Origin of the sequence: Alteromonas sp. MB-3u-76, assembly GCF_002831605.1 — a bacterium.
In the GTDB taxonomy this organism is placed as follows: Bacteria; Pseudomonadota; Gammaproteobacteria; order Enterobacterales; family Alteromonadaceae; genus Alteromonas; species Alteromonas hispanica.
The window spans coordinates 3,468,255-3,480,922 of the sequence record NZ_CP025115.1 but is presented as its reverse complement, the minus strand read 5'-3'; the positions used below and the strand labels follow the sequence as shown (position 1 = coordinate 3,480,922).

Below are 12,668 nucleotides of genomic sequence, written 5' to 3'. Positions count from 1 at the left end.
GGGGGGGGAGCATTAACACGCGCTGTCGTATGGGCGTTACTTTAAGCGCGTTGCTTGATGTATTGCCCCAAGGTTGCGCGGTAGGGCTTGATAAAGGTTTCTTCAACAAATTTTCCTTGCTCAACGCCTAGCTTGGTGCGTTCATCTCTGTCGTAAACAATGCGAGTAACCGAGTGGTCTGGATGACGCAAATTAGGCTGGTAACGTTTTCCGGCAACGGCATTCGCGTTATAAATCTCTGGGCGATAGATTTTTTGAAATGTTTCCATTGTGCTAATGGTGCTGATTAGCTCTAAGTTGGTGTAGTCGTTTAGCAAGTCATTAGAGAAATAGAACGCAAACGGCGCAACACTATTAGGCGGCATAAAATAGCGCACATTTAAGCCCATTTTTTTGAAGTAGCTTTCGGTTAATGACGTTTCATTGGGAATATATTCAACCCCTAAAATCGGGTGTTCATTTTCAGTTCGGTGATACACCTTGCTATCTGAAACGCTTATACAAATAACAGGAAGCTTTGAAAAGTGCGCCTTGTAAGTGTTTGACTGCACAAGCTGTTGAAAGAGCGTACCATGCAGGTCGCCAAAGTTGTCAGGAACACTAAAGTGAGACTGCCCCTTATTATGCGCTGGAAGCACTACGCTGAAATCGTAATCTCTTAAGTAAGAAGAAAAGTTGTTACCCACTATACCTTCTGTACGCTGCTTTGTTTTAGTGTCCACAATCGTCGTTTTCAGAACTTCAATAGCTGGAAAGCTTTTGTTAGCACCCTGAAGCTTGGTATCTGAGAGGGCGGAATTTTTGATACTGTGATCGTTAATCTCGTTTTTAGTGATTGCAGGGGCTTTAAGGGTTACCTCTACTGTTATAATGTCTAACTCTACAGCGTATCTTTGCCCCGTAAGGTTGTCCCATGTAGCCAGTGCATTAAAGCGGTTGTTTATCATTTGCAGAGCATTGCGAAGATTCGCTTTACGATGTTCACCCCTAGCTAAATTTGCATAGTTAGTGGTAATTCGCGTTGTCTCTGAAGGGCTATACTCCTCATTCAACGGTGTGCTAGTAATAGTAAATTCAAAGTCTTTATTCATTGTGTTTCACGCTTCCCTCAATGGTGTCTCTGCATGGGAATGTTATACGCAATGTTTGTTATGAATAAAAATGACTTAATTTCATCTATCGATGAACTTTATTCATGTGTTGGTGGATTATAGTGGGTTATAGAAGGTGAGTTGAATTGTATAGATGGTGGTCTGAAAGTGTTGAGTAGCAGAGCAGACCGATTTGCCAATCAATAATAAAAAAGCGGTAGTGAAAAAATAGAGTAGGGTAGCTTGGTCACACGCCCAAGCTACCCAAATTGTTTAGAAGCGTTTACCTACACTTACTGTAAAGGTGCGAGGCAACACAACACGGGCGTTAAATGTGGTATTTTGCCCAGCTACAGTTTCTCCAGCTCGTGGATCGCCTTCCGATAAGCCTTCAGAATTGTTGATGTTTTTAACGTCAGCTCTTACGTAATAGCCATCTTCGTTTTCTATCGCAAAGCCAAGGTTAAGCATGCCATAGAAAGGGAGTTCAGCAGTATTAGCATCGTCTGCATAACGTTTTCCGCTCCACGAGTAAGTGGCGTTTACACTGGCCACACCCCAAGCAAAGTCTTCAAACTCATAGCTGGTGGTAAGTTGCCCAAAGTGCTTTGGAACGCGAACAGGCATATTGCCATTAATGTTCACTGTGTCTACGTTTCCGTCGCTGTTGATAAATTCAGCCGCTGGCGTGTTTACGAATTCTGGATCTTGATATGTTGCAGATAAGCCAACTCTCCAGCCTTCCGTTACTTGTAAATTGAATTCAGCTTCTAAACCAAGTGTTTCTGTATTGCGAAACGCTTGGCGTTGTACCACCTGATTGTCAACTACAGTGGGAACGTTAAAGAATAGGTCGTCTGCTGCGGCATAATAAGCTGTTAAGAAAGCAGCAACGTCGCCTGAGTTATATTTGAAGCCTAACTCTGCCATTACTGTAGAGGCTGGTTGGGTTTCACGACGTTCAGAGCGATTAAACTCGTCTATCTCTGCTTGACTTGAAAGGTCGGTAATTGCCATATATTTATCTACGTCAGGCATACGAAACCCGTCTGCATATCGAGTAAAAACAGCAAAGTCTTCATTCACGATGTAATTCGCAGCAACTGTCCACGCTAACTCGCTATATTCAATATCAAAATCTCGATAAGTGCCGTCACCGAAGGGTAGGACAATGCTTCCGTTTACTAGGTCAGCATCGCTAGTAAAGCTACTTATTTCGTAGTTGCCCTGATTCTCGGCTTCACCATTTGCTCTAAGTGTTTCGTAGCGTGCGCCAAGGTTTAGGGTTAAATCATCTATCTCGTATTCAAAGTCCGCATAAGGCGCAATGGTCGACTCGTTATAAACAATATTGGCAAAGCCATGTGAACCAGCCTGTATTCCTTTATATGTACCGCTGGCAATGTCATTGCCTTGTTCGTCAATAAACGCGATATCTAAACGTTGTGGTAAAGGCTCAACAGACTGAAGGGTGTTAATTCGGTAATCGGTAACATGGCCGTTAATATTAGAAACAAACAAACCAAATGTAGAGTAAATAGTGCCTTCATCTAAACCTTCGTAAACATGACGAAGTTTTGTTTCATTTTGAAGGTTATCGCCTTCAAAGCGGCGATGCCAAAAGCCTGCATTAATACCAAAACCATTGGTATTAAAAGTATCAACATTGCTGTTGTTAGCCAGTTCAAAGCCTGTCCCGGCATCGAGTATTCTGTAGTTCAAACTATCATTAAAAACCGCATCGGCAAGGGCAGTTTGGTTGCTATCAAATATAGCTTGAGCCTTACCCGATAAAGGTTCTGCGTTGCCAACATTAATAATACCGGTGAACGTTGTTAGTAGGTCGGTATAGCGAACTTGGTTGGTAAACATCCAGTTGTCGTTTAGCTCTACCTCTGTGGTGTTTCCGATGTAGGTTACGTCTGCAAAGTTACCGTCGGTAACGTCTAAATCGATATCGCCGCTAGGCGTATTTGCTAAGCGAAGTAAACGCGCGCCCGCTGAGTTACCCGTTGTTCCATCGCGAATGTCCATCCCCCCTGGAATGGTTTGCGCATCGGTTGTTGAACCGGTAAGAGGCTGAGGAATGAAGAAGAAAGATTTGTCATCTTGTTTGTTAAATTCAAAGCGAGTAAAGCCACTGCTGTCTTTAAAAAAATATTTTACGTTGGCATTAATTTCACCACCTTGGTTGGCGGTATAGCCCGGGTCGCGAGCAGAGTCACCTCTGCGATACCAACCGCCAATGGCATAAACGGTTTGGTCGTTAATTGAGCCACTCACCCATGCTTGCGCACCTAAGCGGTTGTTACTATTGGTTTCAAAAAATACATCGCCTTCTGTATCGTCACCGCCTTCACGAGATAAAAAGTTAATAAAACCAGCAGGTGCACTACCTACGAAAATCGATGATGCACCACCTCTAATGGCTTCAACATTACCTATGAAATTAGAAAGGCGAGTAAAGCGGTCGTTTTGAGAAAACAAAACATCTTGGTTATAAAATACCGTCATACCATCGCGCAATAATGCAGTAAATTCCGTCTGCGTTGACAGCGGAAAACCACGAGGCGCAACATTGTTACCTGTTTCACCACCTGTGTCTTCCGCATGAAATCCAGGAATGCTGCGAACTAATTCACCCACACTATAAGGTGCTAAACGCTCAAGTTTTTCTTCGCCAAACGTTGTCATTGCGTTTGTCGATTCAATTTTTTCTTTTGGTCTAGATGTACCCGTAACAATGATTTGCTCAAAATCCAGACTGCTAGGTTTGCTTGTTTCCTCTTCAGCAGTTTGTGCCAAAGAAGTTTGAGAAATAGATGCAGTGACGGCTGCTGCGATGAGTGTGAGTTTAGTTGCGCATTGCATAATGTGTCTCTCCAGTGATTTATTTCTTAAAGTTGACTAACCCTGTCCCGTAGTTAGATTTAGTCAAATGTTAAGGGTGGTAACAAGATTGTTAACGAAATGTAGGTTATTCAAAATAATAAATCAACTAATATTATTTAATATTTTATGCACAAAATGACATCAACCTATTTACAGCGATTCGAAAACGCTTAAAAAGATGGGGAAACCCACAACGCAATGCTGTGTTTTATTAAAAAGAGGTAGGGAAAACTAAGGTCGTTAGACCTTAGTTAAAAAGGCTTCGACTGTCTTGAGAAAAGTTTGCCAATAGTGGCAGGTTTGCGCACCCGATAGACTGCGCTTTGCCTCCTATCGTGCCGCTTACAACTTCGCAGGGTGAGAGCCCTCGAGTATCTGATTTTGCTATTTTTTCTGCAGTAGCACGTACAATTTTTTCTCTTACCGTAACGGGAATAGCGCCATCAATAACGATGGCCTCAAAATCAAAAATAGCCATAGAGCAAAGGGCTACATAGGCGAGACCATCGGCTACTTTGTCAATCCAGTCATCCAGAGTGGCGCCTAACTCTCCCCAGTATTCACTCGACTGCCATAGTGATTTTCCATCGTAACCTGCATCAATTAGCATCTGTTCGAGTATGTATAATGAGGACTGCATGATCAGCTGTTGGGATGATAGCTTTCCTTGTGGGTCGAGTACTGGTTGAGGCAATGAGCCAATAGCACCTGCATTCCCCGTTTTGCCGGTAAACAACGAACCATTGAGTACCACGCCACCACCAATAAACGTACCAATAAACACGTACATGAAATTGTCGAAATGATGTGGGTTACCAAAGCTTAGCTCGGCAGAGCATGCAGCGGTATCATCGTTACAAACATAAACCGGTAAATTGATAATACTCGTGATCCCTTGAGTAAAATTAAAGGTTTTCCATTCGTCCAATACTTCCGACGGGGCGCCTGCTTCTTCCGCCCAGCTCCATATTTCGTAGGGCGTTGCCACGCCCACTCCTAAAATTCTTTCACGCAAATCGCTGTTCAAACCTAGAGTAAGGGCCTCAATGCCTTTTTCTAAAAATGCCAGTAATTTAATAACGCTGGGGTATTGAACGTTTTCATGAAGAGTAGCGCGAACATTGCCATTCAAGTCAATTAAAGTGAGGTCGAAACTTCGTCTTCCTACCTTTAAACCTATACCAAATGCTCCTTCTGAATTGAGTGCAAAGGGCACTAAAGGTTGTCCTACTCTGCCTCGCTGGGGTGTTTTTCTTACTAGTAGTTCGTCAGCCTCTAAGCGATTTATAATGACTGTAACTGCTTGAGCAGACAGTCCAGTTTTGTGGGCTATTTCTGCTTTAGGTAATGCACCATGTTGGCGAATGAGGGATATGATTTTTCGCTCATTCTGGACTCTTAGACCAGATTGACCTCGGCCTTCTCGTGTCGATTTCTGAGTTTTTGCTTTATCGGTCATGTCGTCTACTTCAAAGAAATTTAGGTTGGTTATGTTAAACGTAATAACTCCGTTTTTTAACATTTGTTTTTTGCCAATAAATTTGCTTAATCATATTTAAATAAATAAAGTTGATTTATTGACATGGCAATACTTTGTTGATTAAATGCGTTAACCAAAAATTAACATGCGACCGTAACCCATGCAACAAAAAGCCCCCTTAGTCTCTCGTGATATGTTACTGCCTTTTATTCTTCTTACTGTATGTTTTGCTGCATGGGGAACTGCCGCAAATATGACTGATCCGCTTGTTAAAGTGTTTAGCAAAATTTTCACTATGTCTTCTTTGCAATCAGCCTTAGTTCAGTTTAGTTATTATGGCGCTTACTTTTGCTTAGCCATACCGGCTGCATTTATCAACAAACGGTTCTCTTATAAAACTGGAGTGCTGACCGGGCTGGGATGTGCCATTTTAGGGGCCTTTATGTTTTACCCCGCCAGTCAGATGATGACGTATGGTTTTTTTCTCGCGGCCTTGTTTGTGTTAGCCGGTGGGTTATCTATTCTTGAAACCTCTGCTAACCCGTATGTCATGCGAATGGGGAGTGAAGTTACAGCTACTCGACGTCTGAATTTCGCTCAGTCATTTAATCCTGTTGGCACTAATTTAGGAGTGTTTTTGGCAGCAACGCTCATTCTTCCCCAATTAAACCAAGCAACAGCCGATGAGCGAAGTAACATGAGTGCTGATCAACTCGTTGCGGTAATGAGTGCTGAACTTGAGGCCGTCATGGTGCCCTATGTGGGGTTTGCATCCGTGTTGGTGGTTATTTGGATAGCCATTGCCATGATGAAAACGCCCGCAGTTTGTCAGGCTCAAGAGACGAGTAATAAGGTCGATTTTAGGGCCACAATGGGAAGGCTTTTCAAAAATCGCCACTATCGCTTTGGTGTAGTAGCGCAGTTTTTTAATGTAGCAGCGCAAACCTGTGTGTGGACCTTTACTATTCAATACGTAATGGAAGCCAAAGGCGGAGATGAAATATCTGGTGGGACTGTGTTGCAATACAGTATGTTGGTTTTCCTTTTTTCGCGTTTTGTAATGACATGGATCATGGGCTTCATTAGGCCTGCGGCTCTGTTAACCGTTATGTCTACTGTCGCTACGTTACTGTGTCTTTGCATGATTGCCATGCCTAATGATACAGGCGTTTGGGCGCTTATTGGTATTTCGGCTTGCCTATCACTCATGTTCCCAACTATCTATGCCATTGCACTACACGGATTAAAAGATGACGCTAAATTTGGTGCGGCAGGATTGGTAATGGCTATTCTTGGTGGGGCACTTATTCCACTTATTCAAGCGGCACTGATTGATAACTACAGTACAGCGCTATCCTACATAGTCCCCGCGGGCTGCTTTTTAATCGTTGCTTCGTATGCTGTTTTCGATCTTAGGTCAAAGCAAAGAGCGTAACACGTTGCCCTGCTGGCACGTTGAAGGCCCAAGGGGGCTTCAACGTGCCGCGCATTAAAATTCTATAGCCCAACACATCTTCACAGCTTCTCATTATTGTATATTTGCATATTCAAATTCCTCGCCAAAGTCATTGCCATAACGTTACGCTGGCTGCAATATAAGTGTTCATCGTTACAAAACATCAAAAATAAGCATTTCCACTTTTAAAAATAATAACCAAAATAAGGCGTTCAGAAATGATATTACGGCGAACATTAGCTGCTCTAGTTGTGTCTGTGAGCACACTGTTGAGTTTTTCATTTCCAACTTATGGATTAGAAGGCACCATTGATGCAGTACTTTTCGACAAAATGGAATACCGTTTTGTCGGTCCTTACCGTGGCGGTCGTTCGGTTGCCGTTAGCGGCGTTAAGGGCAACCCGCAGCTTTATTACATGGGCACTGCTGGTGGTGGAGTATGGAAAACTGAAAACGCGGGAATATCGTGGAAGCCGCTATCAGATAAACATTTTGCAGTAGGCAGCATTGGTTCTATTGCAGTAGCGCCTTCCGACCCCAACGTAATTTATGTTGGCACTGGCGAAGGGCCTATTCGAGGCGTTACCACAAGTCATGGCAAAGGCATCTATAAATCTACCGACGCGGGCGAAACATGGAAGCTGGTTGGATTAGACAATCGGGGTCAAATTCCAAAAATACGCATACACCCTTCGAATCCAGACGTTGCTTGGGCTGCGGTTCAAGGCAATATTTGGGCTCCCAACGAACAGCGCGGTATTTTCAAAACCACTGATGGTGGTAAAAATTGGCAACACGTATTAAAAGTGAATGCAGATACGGGCGCAGCCGATTTGGCCATAGATCCTTCTAACCCAAGAATACTCTATGCAAGCATGTGGCATCACGGCAGAACGCCGTGGTTTGTAAAATCTGGCGGCGATGGGGGCGGCATTTATAAGTCTATTGATGGCGGTGAAACCTGGGAGCAGCTTGAAAAAGGCTTGCCAACGCTCATTGGCAAAGTGGGAATTGATGTATCACCATCAAACCCTAAACGACTCTACGCCATTATTGAAGCTGACAAAGGTGGCTTATATCGCAGTGATGATGCTGGGGCTACATGGAAGTTAATGAATGGCGACAATATTCTTAAAGCCAGAGCTTGGTATTACAACCATATAAAAGTTGACCCGAACGATGAAAATACTCTGTACGTTATGAATGTGCAGCTGCATAAATCCATTGATGGCGGCAAAACCTTTGAAATTAAGTCGCTGCCTCATGGCGATACTCATGATATGTGGATTAACCCTGAAAACAGTTTAAACATGATAAACGCCAACGATGGTGGCGCAACTGTTACGTTTGATGGTGGAGCGTCGTGGTCGAGTATTTACAATCAACCCACTGCGCAATTTTACAGAGTGACCACAGATAACCTTGAGCCGTATCATATTTATGGAGGCCAGCAAGATAACACCACTATGGCAACGCCTTCTGCGACTTGGGATAGCGGCATAGGCATTGACGAACAATTTGCAGTGGGCGGTGGTGAAAGTGCCCATATCGCGTTTAATCCAAACGATCCTGCGCTTATCTACGCCACTACTATAAACGGTACACTCACGGAATTTGATAGAGAAAGTGGGTTAACTCGCCCCATCATGCCTTACCCTGAATACGTATTCGGTCGTAATGCACGAGACCAAAAGTATCGCACTAATTGGAATGCGCCGGTTTTAGTATCAAAACACGACCCAAATACTGTGTATTACGGAACACAGATGATACTACAAACCACTGACTGGGGTGTAAATTGGCAAGAAATTAGCCCTGACCTCACTCGCAACGATGCCAATAAACAGGGGTTGAATGGTGGCCCTATCACAAATGAACAGGCAGGCGCGGAATACTACAACACAGTGTTTTATATTGCTGAATCTCCTGTAAATGCGGGAGAGCTTTGGGTTGGTGCCGACGACGGTAAACTGCATCTTACTAAAGACGAAGGAAAAAACTGGGTAGATATTACCCCTCACAAAAAAGAAGCGCAGGTAAATGCCATAGAGTTAAGCTCTCATGCCGAGGGCAAAGCTTACGTTGCAGTGACTGGCTATAAACTTAACGACTACAGCCCGTATATTTATAAAACGACAAATTATGGAAAACGCTGGACTCGTATTGATAAAGGCTTGCCCGAAGACGCTTTTGTAAGAGTAGTTCGTGAAGATACTCAGCAAGAGGGTATGCTGTTTGCCGGCACAGAAAGCGGAATGTTTATAAGCTTTGATGATGGTAAAAACTGGCAAAAGCTGTCGCTTAACTTACCTCCGGTTGCAATAACAGACCTTAAAGTGAAAGGCGATGACCTTGTGGTTGCTACACAGGGAAGAGGGTTTTATGTGTTAGATGATATATCGCCTCTTCGCGAAGTTAACGAATCTTTGGTTGATGAAAAGCTATTTCAATTTAGCCCTGTTGACGGCGTGCGGTTACTAAGCGGTGGTAATATGAGCGGTCAACCTGAGGCTAAGAACCCTCCTCGCGGCGCGTCATTCAGATATTATTTAGGCGCAGAGCTAGAAGAAGATGACGAACTTCGCATTGACATTTTTAATGCCGACAACGAATTAGTGCGCTCGCTATCGTCTAAACCTAGCGCGTTTGAATCTTGCGCGAAAGGCAATGAAGATATTCGCAGCCCGGTCAAGTTCAAGCATCCATCGACAAATAAAGGCTATAACACCTTCGAGTGGGATTTGCGTCGCGCACCCCTTAACTGTATTGATAACGTGAAGCTTTTTGGCGGCTGGAATGGTGCCAGAGTAATGCCGGGAGAATATAAAGCTACGATATCGCTTGGCGATATAGCGCAAACTAGATCTTTTAAGGTCCTACCCGATCCACGAGAGAATACAAATGCGCAGCAGTTAAAAGTGGTTGAGCAGAGTATCAAGGCCAGTGAAACTATTTTAAATGAACTGTTTGCACACTTACAGAAAGCCCGGAATGTGCGTGAAAAGCTTAATGACATCACACATTCTAATGTGATGCTGTCTGCTGAAATGTCAGAGTCTATCGACCGTATTGTTAGTGAAATAGATGAGTGGGAGTCGTTAGTGATTCAGCCTAAACATCAAACTTTCGAAGATGATATCAATTGGCCGAATATGCTCGACAGGCAAGTACGCTTTTTAATGGATAACTTTGATAGAACAGGGGCGCCAGCGCAAGCGGGCGCATTAAAACGATTAGAAGACTTAGAAGCAAAGTGGCTGCAATATAAATTGCAGTTACAAACCCTGTTTGAAGAGCGAATAACGCCGCTCAATAAAAAGCTATCAGAGCAGGGCGCATATGATTTAGAACGTTTGTAGCTCATCACACGCCAACTCAAAATAAAACGTCCCTAGTAATAGGCAACTAGGGACGTTTGTACGATACCAAAACACTGATGTGGGGCTGAACTTAGTTACCGACAAAAAGGGCTACCACCGCTGTAAGGTCCAGTTTAATGCAATAATGGCGATGACAGAGGATGCAAACGGCATAATTGTTTTTGCATAAACATGCCAATTACGCGCAAGCATAAGGAGTGGCAGAAGTACTGCAACAATGACCAACTGGCCTATTTCTACACCAATGTTGAATGCGGCCACGCTCATTACTAGGCTGTTTGATTGTGCGTTTAATTCTGCAAATACGCTGGCGAAGCCCATGCCGTGAAGAAGACCAAAGCCAAAGGTTAAAAAGCCGAGCCTAAATACCAACGGGAATATATTGTTCAGTGCCGTTAGCATAACGGAAATTGCAATGCCCAGCTCTACCCATCTGCTGTCTAGCGTTATGATATCAAGGGCTGTAGCAGTAAGCGTTATTGAGTGCGCTAAGGTGAACGCACTCACTAAAATAACCGTGTTTTTAAAAATATCCCGTTTCTTGTCTTCTTTTTTCCACGAACGCTCATTACGCGCTAAATTAACGGTAAGTAAGGTCGCCACTAGAAAAAGAATATGATCTAGGCCAATAAAAATATGCCAAATGCCTTGGTATACCATTTCAAAAAACTGTGTAGTGATAGAGAGAGCCGCAGGTGTTAGCGTTAATATGCGCTTATCTTCAGCTATCACTGTAGTTAAGGTTTCTTGCTCAAGTTTTATTGTTGTCAGCAGTTTATGCGTAGGCGTTACTTCAAAGATCCCTTGATACATTATGCTAATCTCACCGGTTCCTTGGCAGCTGACATTTAACGGATAAACAATAAGTGACTCGGCAGATATTGAGCGCATAGAAGGAACTGTTGTTGCAACATCGCACTTGATTTCTCCCTGCTTTACTTGTAGCGAGGACGCGATATATTGCTCTGCAAAAGACTGATTATCTAAAACTTCACCCCACTGCAATTGCCCGTCATTATTGGAATCTAAATTAGCGGCTTGCCCAATATCCTCAGGCTTTAGCAGCAACTCCCCTTTTAAAAGTCCTCCTTGCTGATAATTCAGAGTTAAATATCCGTTACTTAACTCATGGGCAAAGCCTTTTGCAGTAAACGCAAAAAGAATAAAGAAAAATAAAATAAATCGTTGCATAACCTTGTTGAAACTCCTAGCTACTTAGTTCTGAATTTGCTTTTTCAGCCCTTTCAAGTAGTGCTTTATCGTGTTCTGTTTGCGCATACTGCCAATTCAGTTGGGCAAATTTTAGGGCGAGCTCAGGTTGAGGATCGATATCAAGATAGTAGTTTGCCACTTGCGCAGCGTGAGAGGTATCTTCTCGCCAAGCCCTTATTTTCATGCGCTCGCCTAGCAGGCGCATCTCTTTAGTGTTGTCTTCGCCTAGCGCTTTTTGTGCTTTAACCCACCGTAGTAATAACGCGTCGTCTAAGCGTGAAAGGTCAGTAACATCTCTCTCTAAGGTTGAAGTGATAGTGCCATATTGACCACTAGCATAGTGGGCATCGGCCCAGGTGATAATGGCACTGATGGGAAGCGAAGCAATTTCAAATTCAGCCAATTGCTTTATTGCTAGTTCAGGCTGCCCAACAGAAAGAGCCATGCTCGCTAGTGTTTCTTTGAACCAAATGAATTCAGAATTATCAAAACTTGACGAAATGGGTGACGATGAAGAAGAAGGTAGTGATGAGTATTGTTCAAATTTTTTGAGTTTATGATACACCTCTATAGAAGGTGAGATAGCAAAATCAGCATTTAACACGCAGCCAAAAGACAACATAAAGCTTGTTTTGCCCAGCAGGCGCTCGCAGTGCTGCTTCGCTTTATTTCCATTACCTTGTTGAATGCTAATGTCGGCAAGCAGCAATTGCGCAGCCGCAGAGCGAGATACATCGATAGTATTCAAATGTCTCATGGCATCATCAAATTTATGAATGCTTTGCATGAGCTTTGCTTCAAGAATAACAACTCGTTCGAGCTGCGTTCCCCTTAAAACGGGTTGCTCAGAACGTAACTTATGTAGGAATTGGCTTACGCGCTGGCGCTCGTTTCCTGAGGCAGATAAATATCGGCTAGATGAGAGTAATTGCTCGGCTTCAAAAAGGCTTGTGAGCACTTTTTCGTCGGGTTGCCAAGTGGCGATTATGGCGTTTTTATCTATTTGATTTTTTACGGGGTGTGAGGACGCAGATTCTGCGTTTGCGAATGTGGGTAGTGAAAGTAGCACTAAGGCACATAACGTCCATACAGATACGAACTTTGACATGATAGTTCCCTTAAAAAAAGGCCGTCCATGGCCTTGCGGTTATGCTCTT

Annotated in this window: 7 protein-coding genes; 2 read left to right on the top strand and 5 right to left on the bottom strand. The window is 43.4% G+C overall.

Annotated features, from left to right (window positions below; genetic code table 11):
• Positions 1-41: 41 nt before the first annotated feature.
• From CW735_RS15430 to CW735_RS15420, 3 genes are all read right to left on the bottom strand, one after another.
• The gene (locus CW735_RS15430; protein WP_071980523.1) at positions 42-1,091 is read right to left on the bottom strand and encodes a putative oxygenase MesX; all 1,050 of its coding nucleotides are present in this window, start codon (positions 1,089-1,091) and stop codon (positions 42-44) included.
• Between the two features lie 273 nt (positions 1,092-1,364).
• Positions 1,365-3,962, bottom strand: coding sequence for a TonB-dependent receptor (locus CW735_RS15425; RefSeq protein ID WP_071980522.1), 2,598 nt, complete (start codon positions 3,960-3,962; stop codon positions 1,365-1,367).
• Positions 3,963-4,230: 268 nt separating this feature from the next.
• Entirely contained in the window at positions 4,231-5,505 is a 1,275-nt protein-coding gene (locus CW735_RS15420) for an ROK family transcriptional regulator (protein WP_232230502.1), read from the bottom strand.
• Between the two features lie 118 nt (positions 5,506-5,623).
• Here CW735_RS15420 and fucP point away from each other — a divergent pair, with 118 nt between their 5' ends.
• Entirely contained in the window at positions 5,624-6,898 is a 1,275-nt protein-coding gene (gene fucP / locus CW735_RS15415) for an L-fucose:H+ symporter permease (protein ID WP_071980521.1), read from the top strand.
• A 239-nt stretch (positions 6,899-7,137) separates the two neighbouring features.
• A complete protein-coding gene (locus CW735_RS15410; RefSeq protein ID WP_071980520.1) occupies positions 7,138-10,278 on the top strand; it encodes a WD40/YVTN/BNR-like repeat-containing protein in 3,141 nt (1,046 codons plus the stop codon).
• Positions 10,279-10,389: 111 nt separating this feature from the next.
• Here CW735_RS15410 and CW735_RS15405 read toward each other — a convergent pair whose 3' ends face one another.
• On the bottom strand, positions 10,390-11,490 hold the full coding sequence (locus CW735_RS15405) for a HupE/UreJ family protein (protein ID WP_100972864.1): 1,101 nt from the start codon (positions 11,488-11,490) through the stop codon (positions 10,390-10,392).
• A 16-nt stretch (positions 11,491-11,506) separates the two neighbouring features.
• On the bottom strand, positions 11,507-12,619 hold the full coding sequence (locus CW735_RS15400) for a hypothetical protein (RefSeq protein ID WP_071980519.1): 1,113 nt from the start codon (positions 12,617-12,619) through the stop codon (positions 11,507-11,509).
• Between the last annotated feature and the right edge of the window lie 49 nt (positions 12,620-12,668).

Bases quoted from the DNA above. Each gene is read 5' to 3' on its own strand.
- CW735_RS15425 (WP_071980522.1), bottom strand. From the start codon at position 3,962: ATGCAATGCGCAACTAAACTCACACTCATCGCAGCAGCCGTCACTGCA.
- CW735_RS15400 (WP_071980519.1), bottom strand. From the start codon at position 12,619: ATGTCAAAGTTCGTATCTGTATGGACGTTATGTGCCTTAGTGCTACTT.
- CW735_RS15410 (WP_071980520.1), top strand. From the start codon at position 7,138: ATGATATTACGGCGAACATTAGCTGCTCTAGTTGTGTCTGTGAGCACA.
- fucP (WP_071980521.1), top strand. From the start codon at position 5,624: ATGCAACAAAAAGCCCCCTTAGTCTCTCGTGATATGTTACTGCCTTTT.
- CW735_RS15420 (WP_232230502.1), bottom strand. From the start codon at position 5,505: ATGTTAAAAAACGGAGTTATTACGTTTAACATAACCAACCTAAATTTC.
- CW735_RS15430 (WP_071980523.1), bottom strand. From the start codon at position 1,091: ATGAATAAAGACTTTGAATTTACTATTACTAGCACACCGTTGAATGAG.
- CW735_RS15405 (WP_100972864.1), bottom strand. From the start codon at position 11,490: ATGCAACGATTTATTTTATTTTTCTTTATTCTTTTTGCGTTTACTGCA.